27 protein-coding genes and 1 tRNA gene are annotated in these 24,662 nt (G+C 64.2%); 15 read left to right on the top strand and 13 right to left on the bottom strand.

The window, feature by feature from the left end; all coding sequences use genetic code 11:
• Positions 1-2: 2 nt before the first annotated feature.
• The 4 genes from folP to lipB form a co-directional block, all read right to left on the bottom strand.
• Positions 3-866, bottom strand: coding sequence for a dihydropteroate synthase (gene folP / locus FNA67_RS13150; RefSeq protein ID WP_147656333.1), 864 nt, complete (start codon positions 864-866; stop codon positions 3-5).
• A gap of 35 nt (positions 867-901) precedes the next feature.
• A complete protein-coding gene (gene rimO, locus FNA67_RS13145; RefSeq protein WP_210246478.1) occupies positions 902-2,206 on the bottom strand; it encodes a 30S ribosomal protein S12 methylthiotransferase RimO in 1,305 nt (434 codons plus the stop codon).
• A 238-nt stretch (positions 2,207-2,444) separates the two neighbouring features.
• Positions 2,445-2,975 carry a DUF4282 domain-containing protein gene (locus FNA67_RS13140; protein ID WP_147656331.1) on the bottom strand — a complete coding sequence of 177 codons (531 nt, stop codon included), beginning with the start codon at positions 2,973-2,975 and terminating at the stop codon, positions 2,445-2,447.
• A gap of 56 nt (positions 2,976-3,031) precedes the next feature.
• The gene (gene lipB, locus FNA67_RS13135) at positions 3,032-3,784 is read right to left on the bottom strand and encodes a lipoyl(octanoyl) transferase LipB (protein WP_170267311.1); all 753 of its coding nucleotides are present in this window, start codon (positions 3,782-3,784) and stop codon (positions 3,032-3,034) included.
• 73 nt (positions 3,785-3,857) lie between these two features.
• Here lipB and FNA67_RS13130 point away from each other — a divergent pair, with 73 nt between their 5' ends.
• The gene (locus FNA67_RS13130; RefSeq protein ID WP_049705594.1) at positions 3,858-4,091 is read left to right on the top strand and encodes a FliM/FliN family flagellar motor switch protein; all 234 of its coding nucleotides are present in this window, start codon (positions 3,858-3,860) and stop codon (positions 4,089-4,091) included.
• A gap of 117 nt (positions 4,092-4,208) precedes the next feature.
• Positions 4,209-4,293 (top strand) — tRNA-Leu (locus tag FNA67_RS13125).
• An 88-nt stretch (positions 4,294-4,381) separates the two neighbouring features.
• On the opposite strand, the gene FNA67_RS22430 is transcribed toward FNA67_RS13125, so the two are convergent.
• From FNA67_RS22430 to FNA67_RS22310, 3 genes are all read right to left on the bottom strand, one after another.
• A complete protein-coding gene (locus tag FNA67_RS22430) occupies positions 4,382-6,556 on the bottom strand; it encodes a vWA domain-containing protein (protein WP_147656329.1) in 2,175 nt (724 codons plus the stop codon).
• Positions 6,553-7,548: a hypothetical protein gene (locus tag FNA67_RS13115; protein WP_049705593.1), complete on the bottom strand. Its 996-nt coding sequence runs from the start codon at positions 7,546-7,548 to the stop codon at positions 6,553-6,555. Before FNA67_RS13115 ends, FNA67_RS22430 begins: the two co-directional genes overlap by 4 nt.
• Positions 7,549-7,695: 147 nt before the next feature.
• A complete protein-coding gene (locus tag FNA67_RS22310) occupies positions 7,696-8,664 on the bottom strand; it encodes a helix-turn-helix transcriptional regulator (protein WP_147656328.1) in 969 nt (322 codons plus the stop codon).
• 180 nt (positions 8,665-8,844) lie between these two features.
• Here FNA67_RS22310 and FNA67_RS22305 point away from each other — a divergent pair, with 180 nt between their 5' ends.
• From FNA67_RS22305 to FNA67_RS13095, 3 genes are all read left to right on the top strand, one after another.
• On the top strand, positions 8,845-9,324 hold the full coding sequence (locus FNA67_RS22305) for a glutathione peroxidase (RefSeq protein ID WP_244616348.1): 480 nt from the start codon (positions 8,845-8,847) through the stop codon (positions 9,322-9,324).
• A 15-nt stretch (positions 9,325-9,339) separates the two neighbouring features.
• Complete coding sequence (locus FNA67_RS13100; RefSeq protein ID WP_147656327.1) at positions 9,340-9,798, top strand: GNAT family N-acetyltransferase; 459 nt, start codon at positions 9,340-9,342, stop codon at positions 9,796-9,798.
• Between the two features lie 296 nt (positions 9,799-10,094).
• Positions 10,095-10,244: a DUF1127 domain-containing protein gene (locus tag FNA67_RS13095; protein ID WP_082202144.1), complete on the top strand. Its 150-nt coding sequence runs from the start codon at positions 10,095-10,097 to the stop codon at positions 10,242-10,244.
• A gap of 58 nt (positions 10,245-10,302) precedes the next feature.
• Here the strand turns inward: FNA67_RS13095 and FNA67_RS13090 are convergent, their stop codons facing one another.
• Positions 10,303-10,884 (bottom strand): AAA family ATPase, encoded by a 582-nt coding sequence (locus FNA67_RS13090; RefSeq protein ID WP_147656326.1) that lies wholly within the window; start codon positions 10,882-10,884, stop codon positions 10,303-10,305.
• Between the two features lie 120 nt (positions 10,885-11,004).
• Here FNA67_RS13090 and FNA67_RS13085 point away from each other — a divergent pair, with 120 nt between their 5' ends.
• The 6 genes from FNA67_RS13085 to FNA67_RS13060 all read left to right on the top strand — a co-directional run bounded on the left by FNA67_RS13085 (position 11,005) and on the right by FNA67_RS13060 (position 16,543).
• The gene (locus tag FNA67_RS13085) at positions 11,005-11,349 is read left to right on the top strand and encodes a YciI family protein (RefSeq protein ID WP_147656325.1); all 345 of its coding nucleotides are present in this window, start codon (positions 11,005-11,007) and stop codon (positions 11,347-11,349) included.
• A 123-nt stretch (positions 11,350-11,472) separates the two neighbouring features.
• On the top strand, positions 11,473-12,885 hold the full coding sequence (mgtE, locus tag FNA67_RS13080) for a magnesium transporter (protein WP_049705588.1): 1,413 nt from the start codon (positions 11,473-11,475) through the stop codon (positions 12,883-12,885).
• 296 nt (positions 12,886-13,181) lie between these two features.
• Positions 13,182-13,844 (top strand): glutathione S-transferase family protein, encoded by a 663-nt coding sequence (locus tag FNA67_RS13075; RefSeq protein WP_147656324.1) that lies wholly within the window; start codon positions 13,182-13,184, stop codon positions 13,842-13,844.
• The gene (locus FNA67_RS13070; RefSeq protein ID WP_244616347.1) at positions 13,841-14,272 is read left to right on the top strand and encodes a DUF1489 family protein; all 432 of its coding nucleotides are present in this window, start codon (positions 13,841-13,843) and stop codon (positions 14,270-14,272) included. Before FNA67_RS13075 ends, FNA67_RS13070 begins: the two co-directional genes overlap by 4 nt.
• Before the next feature lie 108 nt (positions 14,273-14,380).
• The gene (locus tag FNA67_RS13065; RefSeq protein ID WP_049705586.1) at positions 14,381-15,265 is read left to right on the top strand and encodes a division plane positioning ATPase MipZ; all 885 of its coding nucleotides are present in this window, start codon (positions 14,381-14,383) and stop codon (positions 15,263-15,265) included.
• 69 nt (positions 15,266-15,334) lie between these two features.
• The gene (locus tag FNA67_RS13060) at positions 15,335-16,543 is read left to right on the top strand and encodes a GGDEF domain-containing protein (protein ID WP_147656323.1); all 1,209 of its coding nucleotides are present in this window, start codon (positions 15,335-15,337) and stop codon (positions 16,541-16,543) included.
• A 71-nt stretch (positions 16,544-16,614) separates the two neighbouring features.
• On the opposite strand, the gene FNA67_RS13055 is transcribed toward FNA67_RS13060, so the two are convergent.
• Both FNA67_RS13055 and FNA67_RS13050 read right to left on the bottom strand, forming a co-directional pair.
• Entirely contained in the window at positions 16,615-16,896 is a 282-nt protein-coding gene (locus FNA67_RS13055) for a hypothetical protein (protein WP_049705584.1), read from the bottom strand.
• 56 nt (positions 16,897-16,952) lie between these two features.
• Complete coding sequence (locus FNA67_RS13050; RefSeq protein WP_049705583.1) at positions 16,953-18,587, bottom strand: serine hydrolase; 1,635 nt, start codon at positions 18,585-18,587, stop codon at positions 16,953-16,955.
• A gap of 374 nt (positions 18,588-18,961) precedes the next feature.
• Between FNA67_RS13050 and clpS the strand changes: the two genes are divergently transcribed.
• From clpS to FNA67_RS13035, 3 genes are all read left to right on the top strand, one after another.
• On the top strand, positions 18,962-19,375 hold the full coding sequence (clpS, locus tag FNA67_RS13045; protein WP_049705582.1) for an ATP-dependent Clp protease adapter ClpS: 414 nt from the start codon (positions 18,962-18,964) through the stop codon (positions 19,373-19,375).
• Positions 19,376-19,385: 10 nt separating this feature from the next.
• Positions 19,386-21,737: an ATP-dependent Clp protease ATP-binding subunit ClpA gene (clpA, locus tag FNA67_RS13040; RefSeq protein ID WP_049705581.1), complete on the top strand. Its 2,352-nt coding sequence runs from the start codon at positions 19,386-19,388 to the stop codon at positions 21,735-21,737.
• Between the two features lie 214 nt (positions 21,738-21,951).
• Positions 21,952-22,623 carry a GAP family protein gene (locus FNA67_RS13035; RefSeq protein WP_147656322.1) on the top strand — a complete coding sequence of 224 codons (672 nt, stop codon included), beginning with the start codon at positions 21,952-21,954 and terminating at the stop codon, positions 22,621-22,623.
• A gap of 67 nt (positions 22,624-22,690) precedes the next feature.
• Here FNA67_RS13035 and FNA67_RS13030 read toward each other — a convergent pair whose 3' ends face one another.
• Positions 22,691-22,972: a TFIIB-type zinc ribbon-containing protein gene (locus FNA67_RS13030; protein WP_147656321.1), complete on the bottom strand. Its 282-nt coding sequence runs from the start codon at positions 22,970-22,972 to the stop codon at positions 22,691-22,693.
• A 125-nt stretch (positions 22,973-23,097) separates the two neighbouring features.
• Positions 23,098-23,568 (bottom strand): cupin domain-containing protein, encoded by a 471-nt coding sequence (locus tag FNA67_RS13025; RefSeq protein WP_049705579.1) that lies wholly within the window; start codon positions 23,566-23,568, stop codon positions 23,098-23,100.
• Positions 23,569-23,603: 35 nt separating this feature from the next.
• On the opposite strand from FNA67_RS13025, the gene FNA67_RS13020 reads away from it, so the two are divergent.
• The gene (locus FNA67_RS13020) at positions 23,604-24,233 is read left to right on the top strand and encodes a TetR/AcrR family transcriptional regulator (RefSeq protein ID WP_147656320.1); all 630 of its coding nucleotides are present in this window, start codon (positions 23,604-23,606) and stop codon (positions 24,231-24,233) included.
• Here the strand turns inward: FNA67_RS13020 and FNA67_RS13015 are convergent.
• Entirely contained in the window at positions 24,225-24,650 is a 426-nt protein-coding gene (locus FNA67_RS13015; RefSeq protein WP_147656319.1) for an HIT family protein, read from the bottom strand. The two genes, FNA67_RS13020 and FNA67_RS13015, sit on opposite strands and share 9 nt — an antisense overlap.
• Between the last annotated feature and the right edge of the window lie 12 nt (positions 24,651-24,662).

The raw sequence follows: 24,662 nt of genomic DNA, 5'->3' as shown, positions 1-24,662 counted from the left end.
ATTCAAGCCTCCGTGTGGGCCGGACCATAGAGGCTGGCAGCGGCGACGCGAAGAGCGTCGCGATTGGCTTTCACGTCGTGGACGCGAAAAATGTGTGCGCCGCCGGCATAGGCGAGGACCGTGGTCGCCAGGGTGCCCGCCAGGCGCTCCTTGGGTTCGTTGCCGAGCAGCTTGCCGATCATGGATTTGCGTGAAGTGCCGATCAGTACTGGCGCTCCCAGTTCGTGCAGGCGCCCGAAGGTCTGCATGAGCCGATAGTTCTCCTGCAGGCTCTTGCCGAACCCGAAGCCGGGGTCGAGGATCAGCCGGTCCTTGGCGATGCCGGCCTTGCTGGCAATTTCGAGCGTTCTTTCGAAGTAGCGCAGCATTTCGTCGATCAATGGACGATTGGGATCGCGGGCGGCGTCCCAGTGCATGGCGATGACGGGCACGTTGTGCAGGGCGGCGACGTCGGCAATCTCGGGCTCGCGCTGGAGGCCATAGACGTCGTTAATGATGGCTGCGCCCGATTGCACGGCCTGGTCGGCGACCAGCGCCTTGTAGGTGTCGATGGAGACGAGCGTGCCCAGCGCAGCGTCGCTGAGTGCCTCCATGACTGGAACCACGCGGTCGAGTTCGTCCTGTACCGAGACTTCCTCGTGGCCGGGGCGGGTGCTTTCTCCGCCCACATCGATGATGTCGGCGCCTTCGGCGACCATCTCGCGGGCATGGGCCAGGCCAGGCTCGACGCCGGCAAAGTCGCCGCCGTCCGAGAAGCTGTCGGGCGTCACGTTGAGAATGCCCATCACCAGAGGATGGCGGCCGAGCCGCAGGATCTCGCCTGAAGCGAGCGGCACCGAATATTCAAGATGCAGAACACCCTGCATGACGTTCCTCCCGAAGTGCCGCTGCCGGCAGGCGGTCAGTTCGCCTTGGCCGGCTCCGCGAACAGGTCGTACTCGTCCGAGTCCGTTACCGTCACATCCACGAGGTCGCCGGGCTTGATGCCGGTGGCGTTGTCGATGATGACCGTGCCGTCGATATCGGGCGCATCCCACTTGGAGCGGGCGATGGCGCGGTTGGCCTCCGGCTGCACATCATCGACCAGCACCTGGATGGTGCGGCCGACCTTCTTGGCAAGCCGGGCCGTGGAGACGTCCTGGGCCACTTCCATCAGGCGCTCGAAGCGTTCGCGCTTGACCTCGTCGGGGACGACGCCCTCGAGCTCGTTGGCGGGAGCACCGGTCACCGGCTCGTATTCGAAGCAACCGGCGCGGTCGACCTCGGCTTCTTCGACCCAGTCGAGCAGGAACTCGAAATCCTCTTCCGTTTCGCCGGGGAAGCCGACGATGAAGTTGGAGCGGATGGTGAGGTCCGGGCAGATTTCGCGCCAGCGCTTGATCCGGTCCAGGGTCTTTTCCTGGTTGGCCGGGCGGCGCATCGACTTGAGCACGGTCGGGGACGCGTGCTGGAATGGAATGTCGAGGTAAGGCAGCACCTTGCCCTCCGCCATCAGCGGAATGACGGCGTCGACATGGGGGTAGGGGTAAACGTAGTGGAGCCGGATCCAGGCGCCCAGTTCGCCCAGCTCACGGGAGAGGTCGAGGAACTTGGCCGAGACCTGCCGGCCGTGGAAGGGGCTGGTGGCGTACTTGATATCCACGCCATAGGCGCTGGTGTCCTGGGAGATCACGAGGATTTCCTTGACGCCCGACTTCACCAGCCGCTCGGCTTCGTAAAGCACGCTGGCGGCGGGGCGCGAGACAAGGTCGCCGCGGATCTGCGGGATGATGCAGAACGAGCAACGGTTGTTGCAGCCCTCGGAAATCTTGAGATAGGCGTAGTGGCGCGGGGTCAGGCGCAGCCCCTGCTCGGGCAGCAGGTCGACGAACTTGTTCGGTACCGGCGGCAGGTGCTCATGCACGGCCTCGACGACTTCCTCGTACTGGTGCGGGCCGGTCACGGCCAACACGCCCGGGTGCACCTGCTGGATGAGGTCCTTTTCAACGCCCAGGCAACCCGTGACGATCACCTTGCCGTTCTCGCCCAGGGCTTCGCCGATCGCCTCGAGGCTTTCGGCCTTGGCGCTGTCGAGGAAGCCGCAGGTGTTGACGATGACGATGTCCGAGCCCGCATAGTCGCGCGAGAAGGTGTAACCCTGGGCGCGTAGCGTTGTCAGAATTCGTTCAGAATCCACCAGGGCCTTGGGGCAGCCGAGGCTGACCATGCCGATCTTGGGGGCCTGGCCGGTCTTGGCCGAAACGTCGAATGGCTTGTTAGCCAGGGTGTTGTCGCTCAATGGAATGTTCCTGCCGCGGTCATGTTTCCGCGCTGCGCGGTTGGCCGCCAAAGCTGGCGCGCCCCGCAAAATCTGGCGACTTCATACCGGAAAACGCGAAAAAAGCAATGATCGTGAAATGCCGATGGCTCGCATCAGCTATGCGCGAGCCGAGGCCAGGGGCGGCCTAGAGCATGTCCTTGGGGGTCGGCGGGGTGCGCTTGGCGGTGCGACGCGGGCCGCGCCCGGTCGGCTCGGCATCGATGGTGGGTGGGGTCGCCTTGTCAGCGGCGAACGGCGGAGGCACCGGGTCAGTGGCCGGCGTGATGTATTCGTCCGCTTCGGTGTAGTCGGACTCCTCGTGCTCGGCCAGGTCGTGGATGGCGTCGCGCACCTCATCGAGCAGGGAGGTCGACAGGCGAGCCCGTTCGAAATTGTCCGCCGCCGTTTCGTGCGCCTTGAAGTAGACGAGCAGGGCCTCGCAGACGATGCGGAGCAGGATGACCGAGAGCAGCCCGAAGATCGCGATCTCGAGGAGGCCCCAAAGGCCGTTGCCGAAGCTGGCCCCGAAAGTCAGGAACAGGTGGCTGACCGCCCAGAGCAGGATCGCCGCCAGGCCGACGGCATAGAGCATCGGCACCAGGCGCGGCGAGAGGATCGAGTCGAGCCGGAACAGCACCTTGCCAGTCAGCAGCTTCTTGAGATCGTCGAGAGTCATGATTTGGCGGGTCCTTGGCTCGAGGGACGATTCGGGTCGGCGGTAAATTGGGGCCGTCAGGCCGCCGAGACAAGAGGCGGCGTCGCCTCCTGCCGCGTCGGCCCGAAGCGGCCTTCGAAGGCAGTGCGCAGCACGGAATCGACCTCAGGCATGGAAACGATGTGGCCCAGGTCCTCCAGGCTCGTCACGCCCTGGTCGGTGATCCCGCACGGAACGATCCCATCATAGTGGGTGAGATCGGGCGAGACGTTCAGAGAGATACCGTGGAAGGTCACCCACTTGCTGACGCGAACGCCTATGGCGGCGATCTTGTCTTCGCTGAGCGCGCCCTTGTCCGGGCGGCGCACCCAGACGCCGATCCGGCCTTCGCGTCGCTCGCCCCTGATATTGAAAGCGTCGAGCGTATCGATGACCCAGCCCTCGAGACCCTGAACGAGACAGCGGATGTCGCGGCCGCGTTCGCGCAGGTCGAGCATGACGTAGGCCACGCGCTGGCCGGGGCCGTGATAGGTGTATTGACCGCCCCGACCGGCGTCGAAGACCGGGAAGCGGTCCGGAACCAGCAGGTCATCGGGTTTGGCAGAGGTGCCGGCGGTATAGAGCGGGGGGTGCTCGAGCAGCCAGATCGCCTCGTTGGCCTGGCCCGCGGCAATGGCGGCGGCGCGCGCCTTCATAGCCTCGAGTGCCTCGGGGTAGGGCACTTCGGCAGGTGCCACGATCCACTCGACCGGCTTGCCATCCGCGCGAAACAGCTTGTTGCTGCTTTCGCAGGACACTTCCTTAACCGGCGTTAACTCTTCCATAACCATAGTGAACGAATGCTTTCAGCAACAGATTCCGGCAAGCCAGTCCGGCGGCCGTTGGGGGCTACCAAGCTTATCTATGAACACTCTAGACAATATTGAAGTCGATATCACCGTCGAGCTTGGCGCCACGACCATGCCGATCCATCACATGTTGCGAATGGGACGCGGCGCTGTGATCGAACTGGACGCTGCCGAGAACGACCCGCTCAAGATCTACGCCAACAATACCCTGATCGCGCATGGCGAAGTGCGGGTGGAGGATGGCCAGCTGCGCGTGGAAGTGACCGAGAAGGTCCTGCGTCGCGGGTGATATTTCGGGAGGTTTCCCACAAGCTTTCGCTGATCGCGATTTAAGCCCTTGTGGGTCCGAAAATCATTTGCTACATCCCCGCTCGCTGCGCCGCAGGGTGCAGCCCTACCATGATGTGCGGTCGTGGCGGAATTGGTAGACGCGCAGCGTTGAGGTCGCTGTGCCGCAAGGCGTGGAAGTTCGAGTCTTCTCGACCGCACCATAGTTTTCGAAAAGGTCCGGGTAACACCGGACCTTTTTCGTTTCATGCCTCTGAAAAGATGCGGAGGCCCGAAGGCCTCCGCTGCAGCTTAGCCCGGGGGCGACAGGCTAAGCGTTGCACGCAGGATCTCGAACGCCGTCAGCGTATCGGGGTCATCAGTGTCAAACCGGCAGAGCACACCCATGGCGACGTCCTCGCACGGGCCGTTGGAAGACAGCCATTGGTGCGGGTTGAGCGTCACCGAGGCGATGGCGTCGCCTTTTGCCGGCCCGAAGAACGACATGGTCGGACCATCTGCACGGGCGCCACCGGCGGTCTCGTAGACGAACGGGAAGTCGGTGTGCCAGCCGGCCGGCAGCAGGAAGGACAGCCCCGTTTCGGCGTCGCTATGCCGGCAGGGCGTTGAGTCCTCGCAGAAATAGCCGGTGTCCTCCCCCATGCCGATGGACTCGTATGGCTCGTCGCCTTCAGTCTGCGCCGGGGCGGGAGCCAGCGTTTCATCGGGCAGAATCATGAAGGTGTTCTCGCCATCCGGCGAGATCGTGACCTCGCCGGCGAAAACCATGTCGGGTGCATCGCCCCGCACCGAATAGGTGCCGGGCTCGAAGGTTGCCGAGACCTGGCCGACGACCGGTTCCTGCATCGCCCAGGCTTCCGGGGCGACCGGTTGGCCGGGGAGGGGCACTGCCGACCATGTGACCGGCGTGCCGGCAAAGTCGGGTGGAACGTCGAATCGTGCCTCCACCAGCCCCTGGGCGGCGGCTTCGGGCGCGTTCGGGTCGACGGTCAGCGTCGTGCTGGCCAGGACGCGGCGCCCGCCGGCTCCCTCCGACAGGTAGCGGATCGCGTAGGTGCCCGGTTCCTCGGGCGCCGCCAGTTCGCGCGGCTCACGTTCGGGGCCGCCGACATAGGCATAGGTCAACTCCCCGAAAGTTTCGGTGTGACCGTCAGGGACGATATCGATGTAGTCGACGTTGTTGCCCGGTCCTCTCCAGTTGACGGAGAAGGCAGCGCCTGGGCGAACGGAGGCCGGAGCCTTGAGCCAGACTTCGCCCTCGATGACCCTAAGCGGGACGGTGATCCCGCTCCGGCGTTCGCCGCTGCCTTCTACGATGTAGGAGATTTCGTAGTCACCCGGGACGTTGGGGACGAGGATGTCGAGCGGGCTTCCGGCGCTCACATAGCTGTAGCTGATTTCTCCGTTGTCCCTGTTTCCGACAGGAAAGATCGCCAGATAGTCTCCCGGGCCATTGGGGCCCTTCCAGGCCAGTGACGCGACGGAGCCCATCTGGATGGGGTCGGGGGGAACGGCAATGGCAAACTCGGAGTCCGTCACCTGCAACGGCGCCGTCGCAAGCACCGTCCGCCCTTCGGGCGAAGACCAGATGTAGCGTATCAGGTAATCGCCTGCCTTGGCCGGCACCAACAGGCGCGCGGGCGAGCCTTGCGCGGCATAGGCATAGTTGCGGCTGCCGCTCGATGCGCTCATCTCGCCGCTCGGGACGATCTCCAGGTAGTCTTCGGCGTGCTGCGGGCCGGTCCAGATCGCCTCGATGGTCGAGGCTATCGCGGCGGTCGCCGGCGCGCTGATGGTCGCCTTGGGCGGGGTGGCCGCCGCGGGCTTGAGCGGGGCCTTTTCGGCGAGCACCACCTGGTTGAGGGCGTCGGCCAGCGCTCCGGCGTCGTCTGCATCGAAGTACCGGCCACCGGTATTCTCAGCCAGGCAGGCGACGGCAGCGCCTTCCTCCTCGCTCAACCCGAACCCGACGACGTGGGCGGTGAACTTGAGGCCGGCATTGGCGAGCTCCTTGCCAAGCGCACAGGGATCGGCCTCGCATGTTTCAAGGCCATCGGTGACCAGCACGACTGTGGCTTCTTCCTCGGTGTAGCGCAGCGCCTCGGCGGCCTGGCGGACGGCCTCGGTCAACGGGGTCTTGCCGAGGAACCGCATGGATTGGACGGCTTCGAGGACTGCCCCGGACGTGCCCTTGGCGGCAGGGACCATGAGCTCGATATCCCCGCAATTGCCCTTTTCGCGGTGGCCATAGGCAATCAGGCCAAGCTCGCGATCCGGGGGCAGGCGGCTCAGCACGTCCTTGACGGTGTCGCGGGCGATCTCCAGCTTCGGGCGCCCGTCGATCTGACCCCACATCGAGCCCGACCCATCCATCACGATGATCATGCGTTCGGCCGCAAGACTTGCGGTCACTAGTGTGACGAGGGCGATGGCGGTAGCCAGGGCAACTTTGAGGACGCGGTTCATGCCTTGGCTCCTTGGGCGTTGAGATCGGGGTTGGTGCGCCTGGCGCCGCCGACCCAGGTGAGGGCCCGGTTGCCGATCTCCTTGAACTTGTCGGAGGCAGCTTCGATACGGCGCTCCCATTCGGGGTTCGGTTGCTGCCCGTCGGTGACCTTGAAGAAGGCCTGCAGCATGCAGGCGATGGCGAAGGGTTCGATCAGCGCCGCCTTGACGGTCCAGGCGAAAAGCAGCGCGAAGACGATGCTGCCCGCCGACCAGTTGCCCGGGATGAAGTAGGCGAGGGCCGCTGCGGGCGTCAGCATGAGCAGGAAGACCAGCAGGGACAGGCCGTAGACGATCAGGGTCAGCCAGGCGGCGTTGCCGAGCATGGGCCGTGCATTCTGGGCATAAAGCACCAGGGCTTCGCGGGCGCTCGAAAAGGGGTTGTCCGAGCGCGTCCGGATGGCGTGGGCGAGAATGATCTCGTCGACGAGCCCCACCGCGACCTTCAGGTAGGCGCGCAGCACGCCCATGAGCTGGGCGAGACCGGGAATGGGCAGGATCGAGAACAGACCCTCGAGGAGCCCTGTGATCGCCCTGATGACGCCCTTGATCAACTGGTCGAGACCGAACAGCACCGAGGCCTGACCGAAGCGCTGCGCAACAACGCTCTTCGCATAGGCGATCTGGCCCTTGCCGTCGGGGAGCGGGCGTCCATCAAGCAATTCGACCATAACGGCGATATGGCCGGCCTTGACGATGTAGAGCAGGTATTCGCGCAAGAAGTAGACGACCGCGGCCGTCACCCCGAACCCGATCCCGCCGCCCCAGAGTGTCGAGTTGACCTGGAAGTCTGTGTCGCCGAACCCGCCGATCCCGTACCCGATGCCTGCTCCTGTGCCGGTCGCGATGACATAGGCGGCGGCGATGGCGAAATAGATGATTGCCCTGAACAGCACGAACGGCGCTGTCCTGATCATCAGGCTCATGCCGCGCGCAATGCTGAAATCCCACATTGTGATTGTCCCTCGGTTCCTTGTTCGCGCAACGCCATGGTCGGGTGCGCGGATGCCGGTACCGTAGGGAGCTTCGGCCGCTTATTCTTGGGCTGGGCGGAACTGGAATGCGGGCCGGGCGGCACAAATGCCGCCCGCGCAACAGCGCTAGGCTCGCGGATCGGCGCGGTGGATGGCGCGGGTATCGGACGGGGTCCTGCCATAGGTCTGGCGGTAGCAGGCATTGAACCAGGAGAGGTCCCCGAAACCGGCAGACATGGCAATGTCGCTGATGGAGCGATGCGTGTGGCGCTGGTCGGTCAGCAGACGGTGCGCCAGCGACAATCGGCGATCCTTGACGTAGTCGCGGAAGGTCGTGCGGTCGCTGGCGAAAAGCGCGCGGATATAGCGGGTACTGATGCCGTGGCGGGCGGCGAGCCTACTGAGTGAGAGTTCGGGCGAGGTGAGGTGACGCTCGACGTCGGCCTTGAGCTTTTCCAGCCAGGCGGCGCGAACACCGCGGCCCTCGCCCGCTTCCTCGACAAGTTGCCCCTCTGCGAGCGCCATGCGCGCCAGGTCGTGGAGATGGGCCGTGCAAAGCCGCGCCTGGTCGGCGTTGAGGGCGGGAAAGCACTCGTGAAGATGCCGCGCATAGCCGACGAACAATTGCCAGTGCGGGGACATGCGGGCGCTGGTGCGCAGCAGCCGGTCGACTGCCCCGCGCGAGCCGGCCAGGGCGTGCCGGGGCAACGATATGTAGAGCACATTGGTGCTTGCGTCGGTAAAGTGGGCGACGCCGGGCACTTCGTTCGGGTCGATGTAGAGCGAGCCTGCGGCGCACTCTGCATCGTTGCCACCCCGCTGGGTGATGGCGAAGCCGGCCTGCATGGGTACGTGGAGGAGGATGTTGTCGTGCTCGTCCTCGGCGATGGCGGTGGTTCGCAACGTGGTGCACTGGGAGTGCACGGTCGAGGCGATGATGGCCTCGGGAAGCACGGCGATGGCGGTGGTCGAGGTAAAGCTCCCGGGGTCTTCGGGCAGGACCTCCAGCCGGCAGATGGTGGCGGCGGCCTCCTGAAACGCTGGGATGCGGTGCTGCGGCTCGAAGTCGCTCGCGGACAGCGAAAGAAATGGCATTGTCGACCCCCCAGTCACCGACCTGCGAATCCGCGCCCTCGCGCAGGAATTCTCGTGTTACCGCCCGCCAACTATTACCCGTCTTGGCGCATCGCACAAACTAATGCAGGCTCGTGCCATGGCAATGCTGCGCTTTTCGATGGGGTCTATCCTCGTCCGGCTTTCTTCTGGAGATTGATCTTGAGTGCATTTTACGATTTTTCTGCGCCCCGGCTCGATGGGACCGAGCAGTCCCTGGGCGACTATCGGGGCAAGGTGATCCTGGTGGTCAATGTTGCGAGCCACTGTGGGTTCACGCCGCAATATGCGGGGCTCGAGTCGCTCTGGCGGCAGTATGGCGAGCGCGGGCTGGTCGTGATGGGTTTCCCCTGCAACCAGTTCGGCGAACAGGAACCGGGCAACGCCGACGAAATCGCGCAGTTCTGCTCGCTCACCTATGACGTGACCTTCCCGCTCTTTGCCAAGGTGGACGTCAACGGCAAGAACGAGAGCCCGATCTGGGCCTGGCTCAAGTCCGTGGCGCCCGGCATCCTGGGCATCGAGGCGATCAAGTGGAACTTCACCAAGTTCCTGCTCGACCGGGACGGCAAGGTCGTCGAACGCTATGCGCCCACGGTTGAGCCCAAGGATATCGCCGCCGATGTCGAGCGACTGCTCTAGGGGCGGGGAGGGAGAATGACGCCCCGGTTTCGCCTGGCGAGCATGACCGACCTGGATGCGGTGGTGGCGCTGGATCGATCGGTGCGCGATGGCTCCGATCAACCGGACCATGCCGGCGAATGGCTGGAGCCCTCTTCGGAGGAAGCGCTTGCCGCCTGGATCGGGGCGGGGGAATGCCACGTCGCCGAGATCGGGGGTCGGATCGCCGCCTATGGCGTCCTCCACAACCACTTCTTCCACGACCCGATCATCGACATGCTGATCGTGGGCGCCGAATGGCGCCGCCGGGGCATCGGGCGGGGCATGGTGCGCTATCTGGCGACCCGTTGCCGGCCGCCCAAGCTCTGGACGTCCACGAACCTTTCCAACCAGCCCATGCAGGCCCTGCTTGCGGCCGAAGGCTTCAAGATGAGCGGCTTCATCGAGGGGCTCGACGATGGCGATCCGGAGCTGATCTACCTCAAGCTCGTATAGGGGTTGCCGAAGCTTTGGGCTTTACCGTGCGTAAACCGTGAGCACAGGGCATAACTTCTATGCATAAATGACTCTTCTCTTTGGAGGCGACACCCCCTATTTCGGCGTCATTCGAACGCGGCCGCGAGGCAGCGACGGCTGTCGGAAAACTGCCACAAGCCGTTCTTGTTCCTGACACTTTCCTCAACGACAAGCGCGCCGCGCCGCCGTTGAATCCGTGACCAGGTTCGCAGGACTCGAAAGGCGCGTCGAATGCCCGGGTGGTTCCGGGTGAGTGGGAAGATTGGAGAAGAAGAATGGGCCTTCGTAAGGCATTTCAGAAGTGGTCGAGCTACAACCGTCTGCGTCGTGAGCTCGATGCGATGAGCCCGCGGCAGCTGCGTGATATCGGTCTGAATCATGACGATATCGACGGCTTCGCCCGCCGGCAGGCCGACAAGCTCTAAGCACAGAGCTTTTCGGCTGGAATGTATGAGGCCCGCATCGCTGCGGGCCTTTGTTTTTTCAGGTCAGGCGGCCATCGGCCAGGGCCTGCATGATCCAGTCGCGGTACTTGGTTTCCTTCCCCTTGATTTCGGGGATCACCCGCGACGCCTCTTCCATGAAATATTTGTAGTCGCGGCCCATCTGCTGGCCGCGCAACGTGTGCATGTCGAGCGCCACATCGGGGATTTCCGGAAGGCGCTCGCCGGTGGCCACGACGTTCTTGGCCCAGTTCACCATGTCGTCGGTGGTCCGGTCCTTCTCTCCCGTCGCCATCACCCGGATGGCGTGCGCCGCGAAGAGGAAGCGGTCGCCGATCGGGCGCGGATAGCGCTTGTGCATCTGATAGAGCGTTTCGATGAGAACAGGCGCGTTGAGGTTGCCGGCGCCGATATCCTCGACCGACATCACGCATAGCCGCGACCAGAGCATTTCCTCCATTTCAGGGCTGGTGATGTACATCTCCCAGGCCAGCAGCAGCACATTTTCCACGAGCCCGCGGCGCATGGATTTCTGCAGGGCCGAGATGACTTCGTCCGCTGCGAAGCCGTGCTCGGTCGTTGTGCGCTGCCAGGGATCGGGTGGTTGGGCGATTTTGATCATTTGGAATACCGGGGTGAGAGAAGAAAACCATAGTGGGGAGGGCGCTCGGGCAAGGCAAGTGTGGGCAGCGCCTTCGTCCCCAATGTGCTAGTTTGGCGCAGGCAGTCGTGAGGGAAGGCGATGACGCAGATCACCGACGAATTCATGCAGTCCATGTTGCCCAAGGCCCGGGTCTACGCCGCGGTGCTGCTCAAGGCTGGTCCCAACTATGCAACGCCCCAGGCCCGTCCGATCGTGTGGGAGCACGCCCGGCGCAACTTTGCGCTGCGGGCGGAGGGCTCGCTGGTGCTGGTCGGGCCTGTGTCGGACGGGAGCGAGCTTTGCGGAATCGGCATTTTCGAAACCGGGCTCGATGAGGCGCGGGTCCTGATGGAAGAGGACCCGGGCGTCAAGGCCGGAGTATTCGCCTTCGAAGTCCATCCCTGGACGAGCTTCCCGGGAGATGGACTGCCTCAGCACGAGTAGCGCGCCGCGAGCGTTTTGGGGGCTCGGCAAAAGCTTTCCGGGAAATAGCGAGCCTGGTCTGGCGCATCGGCGGTCGATTGGCTACACCCGCACGATAAAGACCCTCTCGCTTCGGGGCTGTCGATGAGCGATCAAACCGAGACATTGGAGCCGAACGTCCGCACGGGCGACGTGCCGCCGCGCGATGCGGACGGGCATATCGATCCCGATTGGATCCAGGCCCTGCGTCTGCGCATCGATGCCGGCGATGCCGAGGCTGTCTCCGAACTCATGGCGCCGCTGCATGCGGCCGATACCGGTGACGTGCTCGAAGCGCTCGACGCTGAAGCGCGCGTGGCGCTGGTGCGGCTCCTGGGCGACCAGTTCGACTTCGAGGCGCTGACCGAGGTCGATGAGTCGGTCAGGAACGAGATTTTCGAGCACCTGCCCAATGCCGAGATCGCACGCGGTGTGGCGGCGCTGGACAGCGACGACGCGGTGGCGCTGCTCGAGGACATCGAGCCGGTAGATCGCGACGACATCCTCTCCAAGCTGCCTGCGTTCGAGCGCCTGTCGCTGCGCCGGAGCCTCGACTATCCCGAAGACTCCGCCGGCCGGCGGATGCAGACCGACTTCATTGCGATTCCGCCGTTCTGGACGGTGGGCCAGACCATCGACTACCTGCGCGGCGAGAAGGACCTGCCGGACGAGTTCTACCAGATCTACGTGGTGGATGCCGGCTACAAGCTGCTCGGCATGATGCCGCTCGACAAGCTCTTGCGCGCCCAGCGCAAGGTGCAGATCGAGGAGATCATGAATGCCGACGTGATCGAGGTCGAGGCTGGCCAGGACCAGGAAGAGGCCGCGCGCGTCTTCGAGCGCTATGACCTTGTCGAAGTGGCTGTGGTGGATGACAGCAAGCGGCTGGTCGGCGTGCTCACGATCGATGACATGGTCGACGTCATCCACGAGGAGGCGACCGAGGACATGCAGTTGCTCGCCGGCGTCGGCGACGAAGACCTTTCGGACGGCGTGCGCGACGCGGTGCGAAGCCGCTCGACCTGGCTGGTGGTGAGTCTTCTCACCGCAAGCCTGAGTTCGCTGGTTATCGGGCTTTTCGACGCCACGATCGAGCAGATGGTTGCCCTGGCGGTGCTGATGCCGATGGTGGCTTCGATGGGCGGCAACGCCGGCACCCAGACCATGACCGTTACCGTGCGCGCGCTGGCCATGCGTGAGCTGGACAGCTTCAAGCTGCGGCGTCTCGTCTCGCGCGAGATGCTGGTGGGGCTCTGCAACGGCGCGATCTTTGCCCTCCTTATCGGCGTCGTGACCTGGCTACGTTTCGCAAATCCGGAGCTCGGGCTGGTCATTGGGATGGCGATGGTGGTCAACATGATTGCGGCAGGAACGGCTGGCGTCTTGATTCCGCTGACGCTCGATCGGTTCAAGATCGATCCCGCCGTGGCGTCGGCGACTTTCGTGACCATGATCACCGATGTCGTTGGATTCTTTTCGTTTCTTGGCCTTGCGGGGCTCTGGTTCCACCTCTTCTAGAGGTGGGTTTTGCACAAGGCGCGCGGTGCGCTTGTCAGCCGGATGAACGCAGATTAACGTTTTGTGAACAGCGGGGGAGACCCCGCGGCCGAGCGTTAAGGAGTATCCTATGCGAAGCCAGGTTCGTTACGCGTGGTGGCGAATAGCCACTTGGACCTTTGTTTGTCTGGCGGCCATGGGGCTGGTAATTTCCATTGTCGCAACCGCCTGAGGGCGGAAGCGCTCCCGCAAGGAGCCCGGAGTTCAGGGGGAGGCGCCCGCGGCGGGCGCCTCCCTTTTTTGAGTGGACCCAAGCCATGAAGCTTTTGATCGCCAACAAGAACTATTCGAGCTGGTCGCTGCGCGCCTGGCTCGCATTGCGCGCTTTCGACATTCCGTTCGAGGAGGAAACGCTTCTGCTCAACGGAGAGGGCTGGAAGGAAGCGATGCTCGAGCGTTCGCCCACCGGCCAGGTGCCGGTGCTCATCGATGGTGACCTGGTAATCCCGGAAACGCTGGCGATCATCGAATATGTGGCCGACAAGTTCCCCCAAAAGCACATCTGGCCGGCCGACCGCGCCACGAGAGCCCGCGCCAGGGCGGCGAGCGCCGAGATGCATGCCGGTTTCTTCCGCCTGCGCAATTCCGCGCCGATGAACCTGCGGGCCTCCCATCCGGGGCGTGTGCCGCTCGATTACGTTGCGGACGAGCTGGACCGCCTGCAGAAGGTCTGGGGCGACATGCTCGATCGCTCCGGTGGGCCTTATCTGGCCGGGTCGTTCTCGGGGGTGGACGCCATGTTCGCGCCCGTGGCGACGCGCATCCGGGTCTACGAACTGCCGGTCGCCGACTTCGCCTCAGAATACGTAGAGGCCATCTACGCCTTGCCCGCATTCCAGGAGTGGTACGGGGAGGCGCTCAAGGAGCCTTGGGTGGTCGAGCAGGACGAAATCGACTTCATACAAGGCAAGACGCAGTGATTCACCTGATCAAGCTGAGCGTAGGCGTCGCCTCCTACGAAGAGCTCGAGAGCTATCGCGACGAACGCGCCCATTGGTGGGGCGCCGACTATGGCGAAGACGTGCATGTCCACCGCACCCGCACGATGCCCAAGCGCGCCGATGAGCTCATCGCCGGGGGTGGCTCGATCTACTGGGTGATCTCCGGCATCATCCGGTGCCGCCAGCCCATCCTGCGCTTCGAAGCCTCGACCGACCGGGAGGGCAAGGACTGCTGCGATATCGTCATGTCGCGCGACATGGTGCGGACGATGCCTTACCCCAAGCGTCCGTTCCAGGGCTGGCGCTATCTCGAGCCCAAGGATGCGCCGCCCGACATGGGGGCGGGCATGGAGGAGCAGGGGGGGGAGATCATCGCCGAGGAACTGGCAAAGCTCGGCCTGCTCTAGAGGTTTGGCAACTTCTTGTTAGGTGCAAAACCATCTGGATTTTCTCGGTACTTGTCTCAAATGCGCTGAACCCTCACACTCACGCCAAGTGATTTGGGGGACTCGGTCATGGATGGTAGGGGCGCGCACGTCATTGTCGTGGGCAATGAAAAAGGCGGCTCCGGCAAGTCCACCACTGCATTTCATCTGGCAACCGCGCTGCTCTACAAGGGTTTTCGCGTCGCGACGATGGACGTGGACAGCCGGCAGCAGACGTTTACCGGCTACGTCAAGAACCGCCGCCGCTGGGCCGCCGCCAACGCGGTAGAGCTTCCCAATACCCTGCATTTCCACCTGCCGCGGACGCGCGGCGATTCCATACGCGAAAACCAGAAGCACGAGTTCGAGGTGTTCGGGGCGGCCATTGCCGAGGTCGAGGACACCGTCGATTTCGTCGTCATCGATACGCCCGGGTTCGACACGAACCTGGCCCGGTTGGCGCATTCGATGGCGGATACCCTGGTTACGCCGATCAACGACAGCCTGGTCGACCTGGATGTGATCGCCCATTTCGACCCGGCGACGGGCGAGGCGCGCGAGATCAGCCATTATGCGCGCCTGGTGCAAAGGGCGCGCAGCGAGCGGTTGGCCGTCGACGGGCACACTGTCGACTGGGTTCTGGTTCGCAACCGTATTTCCATGCTTGCATCGCGCAATACCCGGACGGTGCAGGGCGTGCTCGACAAGATATCGCTCAAGCTGGGTTGCCGCGTTGCCGACGGCATCGCCGAGCGCGTGATCTTCCGATCGCTGTTCCCCTACGGCCTGACGGTCTTCGATCCGCTGGACGAGAGCATCCTGGGCGGAATGCCGCCCATGTCCCACATCTCGGCCAGGCAAGAATACCGGCTGCTGATCGATGCCCTCAACCTGCCGATGCGCAGATTATCCCAGGGGCGAGAGAAGCGGCTACCCGACCCCGCCAATGATGGGCGCCTTGCCCAGATAGCCTGATCCCAGGTTCCAGTTCAGAAGGATGCGACGCCCCGGGGCAGCGATGTACCGAGGGCATGAGGCGCGACTATGCAGATCGACATGTACACGGTGCTGTTGCAGGGAGGGTTATCGACCCTGCTACTGGGCGTCATCTTCCTCTTCTACTGGATCGGCGACCTGAGGTCGTCCTGGCTGGCCTGGTGGAGCGTGCCATTCTTCATGGCGGCGGTTGCGGCCTTTGCCTTCACGCAATGGACGCCTGAGCCGAATTACGTCTCGGTGGTCGTCGGCAACGTCGCGCTCCTCCTGACCTTCGGCTGCATCTGGCAGGCGGCGCGCGTCTTCGAGCGGCGCAGGCCGACGCTGTGGCCCCTTGCGGCTGCCGCCTTTGCCTGGGTGGCGCTCTGCGCCTGGCCGGCCTTCATGGAGAGCCTCGTGGCTCGCGTCCTCGTCGCCTCCGTCATCGGAGCGGCGTTCATGTGGCTGGCCGCTTTGGAACTGTGGCGCGGGCGCCAGGAGCGGCTGCGATCGCGTATGCCCGCTGTCGTCATACTGGCGGCCGCCGCCGTGATCTTCACGCTGCGCATCCCGCTGGTGAATGTACTGCCGTTTCCCTTCGGGGCCCTGCCGCTCGATCCGCTGGCTCAATCGATCCTCAACCTCATGCTTTTCGCCCAGGCCGTGTCACTGACGATCCTGATGATCTCCATGACGCGTGAGCGCGGCGAGTTCGAGCAGCGCCAGTTCGCTTTGACCGACACGCTCACGGGCCTCTTGAACCGACGCGCCTTCATGGCCGACGCTGAGCGCCTGCTGCGCCGGCATCGCAGCCAGCGCACCACGCTCAGCCTGCTCATGCTCGATCTCGACCACTTCAAGTCGGTCAACGACCGCTACGGTCATGACGCAGGGGACCGGGTGCTGGTCAAGTTCGCCGGTGTGCTCGAGGCCAACCTGAGGCCGGGCGACTGCATCTACCGGTTGGGCGGGGAAGAGTTCTGCTGCCTGCTGCGCCGCACCTCGACCGAAGAAGCTTTGATGGTCGCCCAGCGCATCTGCATCGAGTTCGAGCGCGGCTTCGTCGAGGCGATGGGCGCGCGCATCCGCGCCACCGTCAGTGTCGGCGTGGCTTCCACCGACGAAGCCGGTTACGACATCGACGAATTGTCAGCGCTGGCCGATGCCGCCGTCTACGAGGCCAAGGCCCGCGGGCGCAACATGGCGGTGGTGACCGGCATGGCCGCAAACGGGGTGCGGGCGCTGCACAACCGGCTGGAGCGGCGCCTGAGAGGGTAGGGGAAACAATTGCGCCGCAGAAGCCGGGTGGCAGTCTGCGGCGCGATCTCTTCGCAACAGCGATGGATGGATCAGTGCCCTGGATGACCCAGGCGCATGCGCAGGGCGCGCTTGCCGCCCGGCGCGAAGACGTCGATCTCCACTTCGACGCGCGGCATCGCCATGCGGCGCGTGCGGGCCGAGAGCGCAAGCACCACGCCCAGGAGGTCGCCGACGCCGCGGCGGTGCGGGCGCGGATCGAGGCGTGCCGTCAGCCCGGCCAGGGCCCGGCGGCGGACGCGATCGTCGCTGGAGGTCAAACGCGACTTGCCAACGAAGTGCGCCAGTTCCGAGAGGTTTGACAGTTCACTCATTGGGGCAACTCCTTACAAACGCCCGGTGGAACGCACTTCCTGTTGGGTGCCGAGCCTTAGCTCTGCATAGCCAGGCAGCTCATCTTGGCCGCCTTGAGCTGGTTGCACATCTGCGTGGCGCCGTCGCGATCGCCGAAGCCGACGAAACGGGCGCGGTAGAAGGTCTGGCCGTTCTTTTCGAACGGTTCGACCGAGGCGCGGAAGTCGGCGAGCGTGGAAATGCGAGCCGCCGCGTCGTTGATGAGGTCATTGGCGCCGTCCTGGCTCGGCGTGGCGCCGACCTGGACGATCCACTTCTTGACGGACAGGGGAGCCGCCGGAGCCACGACGTCATTGGCATCGGCCGAGGCCACCTGCACGGGCTTGCCGTTGGAAACGGAGCCAGAGGTCATCAAGTCGATCGGCTGGCCCTGCTGGCCAACGCCAACGGGCGGAACCAGGGGTTCGGAAGCCTGGGTCTGGCCGAGGGGGGCAGGGGGGGCGCCCAGCGAGAAGGTTTCGCTGATCCAGGCGCCGATGACGTCGACCGGGGGATTGGCGGGCTGCACGGCGCTCGGGGCACCCATGAGGTTGGCTGCCTGCACTGCCGGCTGAAGCGTGAGATCGGCAGGCATGTCCTGCGGCACGGGGGCGCGGACGCTGGCGACCTGTACCTCGGGTGCGGGTGCAGGCTGGACCGCGGGAACGGCTGCGGGCGCCGCCGGCAGTGCCGCGACGGCCGTGCGGAAGCTTGGCAGGGCAGCCGGCGTCACGAAGACGGGTTCCTCGGACGCAGCGACCTGGATATCGGGGGCGGAGCCGCCGACATAGCCGCCGCGGATACCGGGAGCCGGGATCATGGCGGTCTGCAGGTACCCGCCCGAGCGGGACTTGGGGAGGTACTTCTGGACGAGTTCGTAGACCTTGGCGTCACGGGCGCGGGAAGTATTGAACCCGAAGCCGATCACGATCAGGTGGTGGTTGTCCTTGCGCGAGGCGGTCATCAGGTTGTAGCCGGAATTGTTGATGTAGCCGGTCTTGATGCCGTCGATGCCGGAGGCGCCCAGCAGGCGGTTATGGTTACCGTAGACGCGCTTGCCGTACGAGAAGCTCTTGGTCTGGAAGTACTCGTAGTACTTGGGGAAGTGCTGGTAGATGGCGACGGCGAGGCGCGCCTGGTCCCGCACGGTCGTGGTCTGGCGGCCATCGGGAAGGCCCGAGGCGTTGACGTACTGGGTGCGGCTCATGCCAAGCGCGCGGGCAGTGGCGGTCATGCGCTGGGCGAATTTGGATTCGGAACCGGAGATGTGTTCGGCGATCACGCGGGCCATGTCATTGGCCGAGAGCGTGACGATGGCCTTGATGGCATCTTCGACGGTGATGGTCGAGCCGGCCTTGAGGCCGAGCTTGGTGGGAACGGCGGACGCGGCGTAGGACGATACCGTCATCTTGGTCGACAGCTTGATATTGCCGGCCGTCAGCTCCTGGAAGAGGATGTAGAGGGTCATCACCTTGGTGACCGAGGCGGGGTAGCGCGTGGCGTCGGCGGCCTCTTCGTAGAGGACCTTGCCTGTCTTGCCGTCCACCACGATACCGGCATAAATCCGGTAGTTCTTCTGGGCAGCGGCCTCAGCCTCGACGATGGTGGGGAACATCGTTGCCAACGCAACGACGATTGCCAGAACCAACCGCGCGATGGGTCCGCGCGACAAAAGGGATTCTACCCGCTGGGAAGCCACCCTGTACTCCAACTCTTACTCGGGGCTTGAACGCACCCCGTACTCAACTAGAACTGGCTCTTGCGTCCCCAAACACGCGAGCCGACGCGTCCCTACTCTGGGACACAATAGGATTGGCCCTCTTACCATTCCGTAAAATGAGATTACATTTGAGCGCAGTATCGTTAACGCGCCGGGTTTGGGGCTTGGCAATGGGTGGCTCACTAGCGATCCAATGCGGCGGGGGTTGGGCGTGCTTCGTTCAACTCCGGCGTGAGCACCTTCCTTGCCTCTTAACACCGACCAGATTTTGCCTACATAATGGTTCCACCATGCTGCTTCGTTTGAGTTCGTCCGGTAGCCAAGCAATGACCACGCTTCCCAATGCCCCCAAGGCGCCGGAAGTCGCGGATGCCGAAATCCCGGCCCGTAATGCCCTGCGTTCCGGACCTGACGATGACGGCAAAGGCGGCGACAACGGCTCCAAGTTCGAGAGCGGGACCGTCACCAAGACGCGGCCCCGCACAAAGCGCCCAAGCCTGTACAGGGTGCTCCTGCTCAACGACGACTACACTCCGATGGAGTTCGTGGTCCTCATTCTGCAGGAGGTCTTCAACAAGTCGCGCGAAGATGCGACGCGCATCATGCTGCACGTTCACCAACAGGGGGTGGGTGAGTGCGGCGTCTATCCATACGAGGTGGCCGAGACCAAGGTCACTCGCGTCATGGAAACTGCACGCAAGAACCAGCACCCGCTGCAATGCGTGATGGAAAAGCAATAGGAACCCGACCATGCCCTCATTTTCCCGCGGACTTGAAAAGGCACTGCACCAGGCCATGAACCTGGCCCGGGAGCGTGCACATGAGTTCGCGACTTTGGAGCACCTGCTCCTCGCATTGCTCGACGACCGCGACACCATCGCGGTGCTGAAGGGATGCGATGTCGATATCGACGCGCTGCGGGGCGATCTCGAGGACTTCGTGAACGAAGAACTCGACAGCCTCGTCGTGCCCAACGGTCAGGACGCTCGTCCGACCGCAGCTTTCCAGCGCGTGATTCAGCGCGCGGTGATCCACGTCCAGAGCTCGGGCCGCGAAGAAGTGACCGGCGCCAATGTCCTGGTCGCGATCTTTGCCGAGCGCGAAAGCCACGCGGCCTACTTCCTCGAACAGCAGGACATGAGCCGGCTGGACGCGGTCAACTTCATCTCCCACGGCATCACGAAGTCCGGCCCGAACGAGGACCGGCGCGCCCGCGGCCCTGAGGGCGGCGGTAGCCATGAGGAAGGCGAAGGCGGCGGCAATGGGCAGAAGAGCTCGGCGCTGGCCGATTTCTGCGTCAACCTCAACGAGAAGGCCCGTGCCGGCAAGATCGATCCGCTGATCGGCCGCGACGCCGAGTTGCGCCGCACGATCCAGGTGCTCTGCCGCCGGTCCAAGAACAACCCGATCTATGTGGGTGACGCGGGCGTGGGCAAGACGGCAATCGCCGAAGGTCTCGCGCGCAAGATCGTCGAGGGCGACGTCCCCGAAGTGCTGCAGGAAGCGGTCATCTACGCGCTCGACATGGGTGCGCTGCTGGCCGGTACCCGCTATCGCGGCGACTTCGAGGAGCGGCTCAAGGCCGTGATGAAGGAGCTCGAAAAGCTCCCGAACGCGGTGCTGTTCATCGACGAGATCCACACCGTGATCGGCGCCGGCGCCACTTCGGGCGGCGCGCTCGATGCTTCGAACCTCCTCAAGCCGGCTCTGGCTTCGGGCGGCATCCGCTGCATCGGTTCGACGACCTACAAGGAGTATCGCCAGTTCTTCGAGAAGGACCGGGCTCTCGTGCGTCGCTTCCAGAAGATCGACGTGGCCGAGCCGACCATTCCGGACGCCATCGAGATCGTGAAAGGCCTGCGGCCGTATTTCGAGGATTACCACAAGATCAAGTACACGGATGAAGCCCTCAAGGCCGCCGTGGAGCTGAGTGCGCGGTACATCAACGACCGCAAGCTGCCCGACAAGGCGATCGACGTGATCGACGAGACTGGGGCCAGCCAGATGCTGCTTGTCGCAGACCAGCGCAAGACCATCATCGACGTGCCCGAGATCGAGGCGACCATCGCCACCATCGCGCGCATTCCGCCCAAGTCGGTTTCCAAGTCGGATGCCGAACTGCTGGCGGGGCTCGAGAACAACCTCAAGACGGTTGTGTTCGGGCAGGATGCGGCGATCACGGCGCTGTCTTCGGCAATCAAGCTCGCCCGTGCGGGCCTGCGCGAACCGGAAAAGCCCATCGGCTCCTACCTCTTCACCGGCCCGACCGGCGTGGGCAAGACCGAAGTGGCCAAGCAGCTCGCCGATACGCTCGGCGTGGAGCTGCTGCGGTTCGACATGTCCGAGTACATGGAACGGCACACGGTGAGCCGCCTCATCGGCGCGCCTCCGGGCTACGTCGGGTTCGACCAGGGTGGCCTGCTCACCGATGGCGTGGACCAGCATCCGCATTGCGTCGTGCTGCTCGACGAAATCGAGAAGGCGCATCCGGACCTGTTCAACATCCTGTTGCAGGTGATGGACCACGGCAAGCTGACCGACCACAACGGCAAGCAGGTCGATTTCCGCAATGTTATCCTCATCATGACGTCCAATGTCGGCGCCATGGAACTGCAGAAGTCGCCGATCGGCTTTGGCCGCAAGCGCGAGCAGGGGGACGACGAGGAAGCGATCAACCGGATGTTCACGCCGGAATTCCGCAACCGGCTCGATGCGATCATCTCGTTCGCGCCGCTGCCGCCGAGCGTGGTCCGTCGTGTCGTCGAGAAGTTCGTCCTGCAGCTCGAAGGCCAGCTGGCCGAGCGCGGCGTGACGATCAACCTGACGCCGGAAGCCGCCGACTGGCTGGCCGAACGCGGTTATGACGAACGCATGGGTGCGCGCCCGCTGGGCCGCGTGATCCAGGAATACGTCAAGAAGCCGCTGGCCGAGCAGGTGCTGTTCGGTGAACTCGTCAACGGCGGCACGGTGACCGTGGCCGTGGTGGGCGAGGGCTCCGACGCCAAGCTGGAACTGGTGGCAGTGCCCCCGCGTCCGGCAAAGCCCAAGGCCATCAGCGCGCCCAAGAAGCGCAAGCCGAAGGCGGCCGAAGAGAAGAGCTAAGGCTCGCATTGAGAAAGTCGAAGGCCGGGGTAAGTCCCCGGCCTTTTTGTTTGCCTGAAGGAGGTCGCTTTATTGGCTTCCCCTCACTCGCCGCTACGAATGCCGGGTAAGGCAGGGGCGCTGCGGGACGCATTGCCAAGGCCGGGGATTTTCCTCGGATTTTTCGTTTGCGGAGGACGCGCTAGGCTGAAGCCCCCACTCGGAGGAGGCGGCTTTGGTTCTCAGCGCGATCGGCCCGACACTTCCCTATGCCCTCGCAGTCGCCTTCAGCCCGTTTCCGATTGTCGGAGCGATCCTGGTGGCGCGGTCGCCACATGGCATGCCGGCGCTTGTCTCCAACACGATCGGGTGGATCGTGGGTCTCGCCGCTGCGGCCATCGTGATGGCCGTGCTGGTAAACACAGTGGGCGGGGGCGATGACGGGCCCATTACCAACTGGGTGCGGATCGTCGTCGGATTGGCGCTGTTGTGGGCCGCGTGGCGCAAGTTCCATGGCCGACCACAGGCGGGCGAGGAGCCGAAGGTGCCCGGCTGGCTGGAAGCGTTCGGCAAGGCCAGCCCGATGCGTGCGTTCGTGCTCGGAGCGGCTCTGGCGGGAGCCAACCCCAAGAATCTGGCATTGGCCCTGGCCGCAATGTCGGCGCTCGATTATTCCGAGATCAGCAGGGGCGACGTGCTGGCGGGTATCGTGGCCTTCGTGATCGTGGGCTCGATTTCTGTTCTGGCAGTGTTGCTCGGGCGCGCCGTGGGCGGCTCGCGGCTGGACGGGACACTGGCGGCAGCGGAGGAGTTCATGATCCGCAACAACGCCGTGATCATGATGATGGTGTTTGCGCTGATCGGGATGAACGTGCTTGGGGCGGGATTGGCTGGACTGGATCGGTAGAGATCCGGGGCAGAGAGCGACTGTGGGTCGTTAGAAAGAAGGCCGGGTTGCCCCGGCCTCGTCACTCTCAGAAATCGAAGATGTCGCCCAGGAACGAGCTGCGTTTCTTCTTGCGGTAGCGGTCGTCGTCGTCCCGGTCCTTGTAGCGGTGATCGGGGCGATAGTCCTGGCGCGGTGGTTCGGGGTGTTGCGGCGGGGGCGCTGATGGGGACGGACCGGCTGAGCGCTCGATGATCTTGTCCAACTCGCCGCGGTCGAGCCAGACGCCGCGGCATTGGGGGCAATAGTCGATCTCGATACCCTCTCGCGAGGTCATGAGGAGGTCGGCATTGTCGATTGGACACTTCATGGGCTGGCCCTGTTCTCCATATGGTTGCGCCTGCTGGGTAGATGGTGAACGAGGCGCGGAGATCAAGAAGGCGACCTGGTGAGAGGTCGGACCGCGCGCGATCCGACCTCTGCAGCGTTTGTTTCTCAGGCCTTGGGGGGCAGGAACTCGATGCCGACGCGTTCTGCGGCAGCGCCGAGCCGGGGCAGGTCGGGGGCTCCGGCCGGCGGGAAGGCGCGGTTGCTGGGCACAATGTCGCCGGCTTCCTCGAAGAAGCCTTCGTGCAACCCGCCGGGCAGGTTGATGATCAGCATCCGGGCGGGTTCCGAACCCGGGTTGCTGAAAGCGTGCGGAACGCCCCTGGGTACGAAGACGAAGGTGCCCGGGCCGCCGCGGAATGTGTCGCCGCCACGCATAAACTCATATTCACCTTCCAGAACGTAGAAGGCTTCCTGGTCTTCGCGTTGCAGGTGCGGGGGCGTGCCGGCGCCGGGAGCGGTGCGGACGTCGACAAGGGAGAAGCTGCCTTCGGTGTGGGAGGCGCGGCCGCGGAAGGTAATCAGGTTGCCAAGCAGGTGAACAGTCTTGGCGGCATCAGATGCAAACGGATAGTTCATAACGATGGACCTTGTGTTGATGAGACATAAATCTCATGATGAGATTACGGTCTCATAAAAGGAGTGCGTTAATGAGTCAAGCGGGTGGTAGCCGAAGCATGCAGAAGGCGCGGACGCGCGGGGTCCTACTGGCGGCTGCACGGGAAATGCTAGCTTCGGGAGGCACGCCGAACGTGGCCGAGGTCGCCGACCGCGCGGGTATCTCGCGCGCGACCGCCTATCGGTACTATTCGTCGCCCGACGTGATGATGCACGAGGCTGTGCTGGATGGAATCATGGCCGAGCTGGATACGCTCAACCTCGAAACGGCGGAGGGGGCGGCGGTGGCCGTCCGGTTGGAGACCGTCGTGGACCGCGTTATCGAAATGGTGCTGCGCAACGAAGCGCTGTTCCGGACCTACCTGCGCTCGGCGCTGGCGGATGGGGAGAGCAGGGGCGCGCGGCGGACACGCTGGATCGGCAAGGCGATTGGAGACGATGCCCGGCGCATGGGCGAGAAGAACGCCAGGCGGCTGACCGCTGCGCTCTCGCTGCTGACGGGGATCGAAACGATCATCGTGCTCAAGGACGTCTGCCGCCTTGACGAGCCGCACATCAAGGAGGTGGTGCGGTGGACCGTCAAGGCACTGGTCGAAGCTTCCCTCAAGCCCGACGGATCAGCCTAGCTGGGCTGCGATGGCCTTTGCGAGGCCGGCGAGGTCTGCGTCGTCGGCCTTCTGGCCGGCGGCGTGGCGGGCCAGTTCCTGGCCCTCATAGACGGGCATGATGTGGAAATGCAGGTGGAAGACCGTCTGCCCGGCGGGCGCTTCGTTGAACTGGACGAGGCGGAAGCCATCGGCGCTGGTGGCCTTCATCACGGCCTGGGCCAGTTTCTGCACCTTGGGGATCACCGCCGAGAGCACCTCCGGTTCGGCGTCCAGCAGGTTGCGGCTGGCGATCTTGGGGATCACGAGCACGTGGCCGCGCGACTGGGGGAAGACGTCCATGATGGCGAGCACATCGCCGTCCTCATAGACCTTGTGGCTCGGAATGTCGCCGGCGAGGATCTTGGCGAAGATGTTGGAGGGATCATAGGCCGGCATGCTGCGTTCCTC

This window comes from Youhaiella tibetensis, from assembly GCF_008000755.1.
Classification (GTDB): Bacteria; Pseudomonadota; Alphaproteobacteria; order Rhizobiales; family Devosiaceae; genus Paradevosia; species Paradevosia tibetensis.
The sequence above is the reverse complement of the archived record's forward strand: the minus strand, read 5'-3'. Positions and strand labels throughout refer to the sequence as shown.

What these genes read in the sequence shown, in the direction of transcription:
- folP (WP_147656333.1), bottom strand. Translation starts at nt 866, where the DNA reads ATGCAGGGTGTTCTGCATCTTGAATATTCGGTGCCGCTCGCTTCAGGC.
- rimO (WP_210246478.1), bottom strand. Translation starts at nt 2,206, where the DNA reads ATGGTCAGCCTCGGCTGCCCCAAGGCCCTGGTGGATTCTGAACGAATT.
- FNA67_RS13140 (WP_147656331.1), bottom strand. Translation starts at nt 2,975, where the DNA reads ATGACTCTCGACGATCTCAAGAAGCTGCTGACTGGCAAGGTGCTGTTC.
- lipB (WP_170267311.1), bottom strand. Translation starts at nt 3,784, where the DNA reads ATGGTTATGGAAGAGTTAACGCCGGTTAAGGAAGTGTCCTGCGAAAGC.
- FNA67_RS13130 (WP_049705594.1), top strand. Translation starts at nt 3,858, where the DNA reads ATGAACACTCTAGACAATATTGAAGTCGATATCACCGTCGAGCTTGGC.
- FNA67_RS22430 (WP_147656329.1), bottom strand. Translation starts at nt 6,556, where the DNA reads ATGAACCGCGTCCTCAAAGTTGCCCTGGCTACCGCCATCGCCCTCGTC.
- FNA67_RS13115 (WP_049705593.1), bottom strand. Translation starts at nt 7,548, where the DNA reads ATGTGGGATTTCAGCATTGCGCGCGGCATGAGCCTGATGATCAGGACA.
- FNA67_RS22310 (WP_147656328.1), bottom strand. Translation starts at nt 8,664, where the DNA reads ATGCCATTTCTTTCGCTGTCCGCGAGCGACTTCGAGCCGCAGCACCGC.
- FNA67_RS13100 (WP_147656327.1), top strand. Translation starts at nt 9,340, where the DNA reads ATGACGCCCCGGTTTCGCCTGGCGAGCATGACCGACCTGGATGCGGTG.
- FNA67_RS13095 (WP_082202144.1), top strand. Translation starts at nt 10,095, where the DNA reads ATGGGCCTTCGTAAGGCATTTCAGAAGTGGTCGAGCTACAACCGTCTG.
- FNA67_RS13090 (WP_147656326.1), bottom strand. Translation starts at nt 10,884, where the DNA reads ATGATCAAAATCGCCCAACCACCCGATCCCTGGCAGCGCACAACGACC.
- FNA67_RS13085 (WP_147656325.1), top strand. Translation starts at nt 11,005, where the DNA reads ATGACGCAGATCACCGACGAATTCATGCAGTCCATGTTGCCCAAGGCC.
- mgtE (WP_049705588.1), top strand. Translation starts at nt 11,473, where the DNA reads ATGAGCGATCAAACCGAGACATTGGAGCCGAACGTCCGCACGGGCGAC.
- FNA67_RS13075 (WP_147656324.1), top strand. Translation starts at nt 13,182, where the DNA reads ATGAAGCTTTTGATCGCCAACAAGAACTATTCGAGCTGGTCGCTGCGC.
- FNA67_RS13065 (WP_049705586.1), top strand. Translation starts at nt 14,381, where the DNA reads ATGGATGGTAGGGGCGCGCACGTCATTGTCGTGGGCAATGAAAAAGGC.
- FNA67_RS13060 (WP_147656323.1), top strand. Translation starts at nt 15,335, where the DNA reads ATGCAGATCGACATGTACACGGTGCTGTTGCAGGGAGGGTTATCGACC.
- FNA67_RS13055 (WP_049705584.1), bottom strand. Translation starts at nt 16,896, where the DNA reads ATGAGTGAACTGTCAAACCTCTCGGAACTGGCGCACTTCGTTGGCAAG.
- clpS (WP_049705582.1), top strand. Translation starts at nt 18,962, where the DNA reads ATGACCACGCTTCCCAATGCCCCCAAGGCGCCGGAAGTCGCGGATGCC.
- clpA (WP_049705581.1), top strand. Translation starts at nt 19,386, where the DNA reads ATGCCCTCATTTTCCCGCGGACTTGAAAAGGCACTGCACCAGGCCATG.
- FNA67_RS13030 (WP_147656321.1), bottom strand. Translation starts at nt 22,972, where the DNA reads ATGAAGTGTCCAATCGACAATGCCGACCTCCTCATGACCTCGCGAGAG.
- FNA67_RS13025 (WP_049705579.1), bottom strand. Translation starts at nt 23,568, where the DNA reads ATGAACTATCCGTTTGCATCTGATGCCGCCAAGACTGTTCACCTGCTT.
- FNA67_RS13020 (WP_147656320.1), top strand. Translation starts at nt 23,604, where the DNA reads ATGATGAGATTACGGTCTCATAAAAGGAGTGCGTTAATGAGTCAAGCG.
- FNA67_RS13015 (WP_147656319.1), bottom strand. Translation starts at nt 24,650, where the DNA reads ATGCCGGCCTATGATCCCTCCAACATCTTCGCCAAGATCCTCGCCGGC.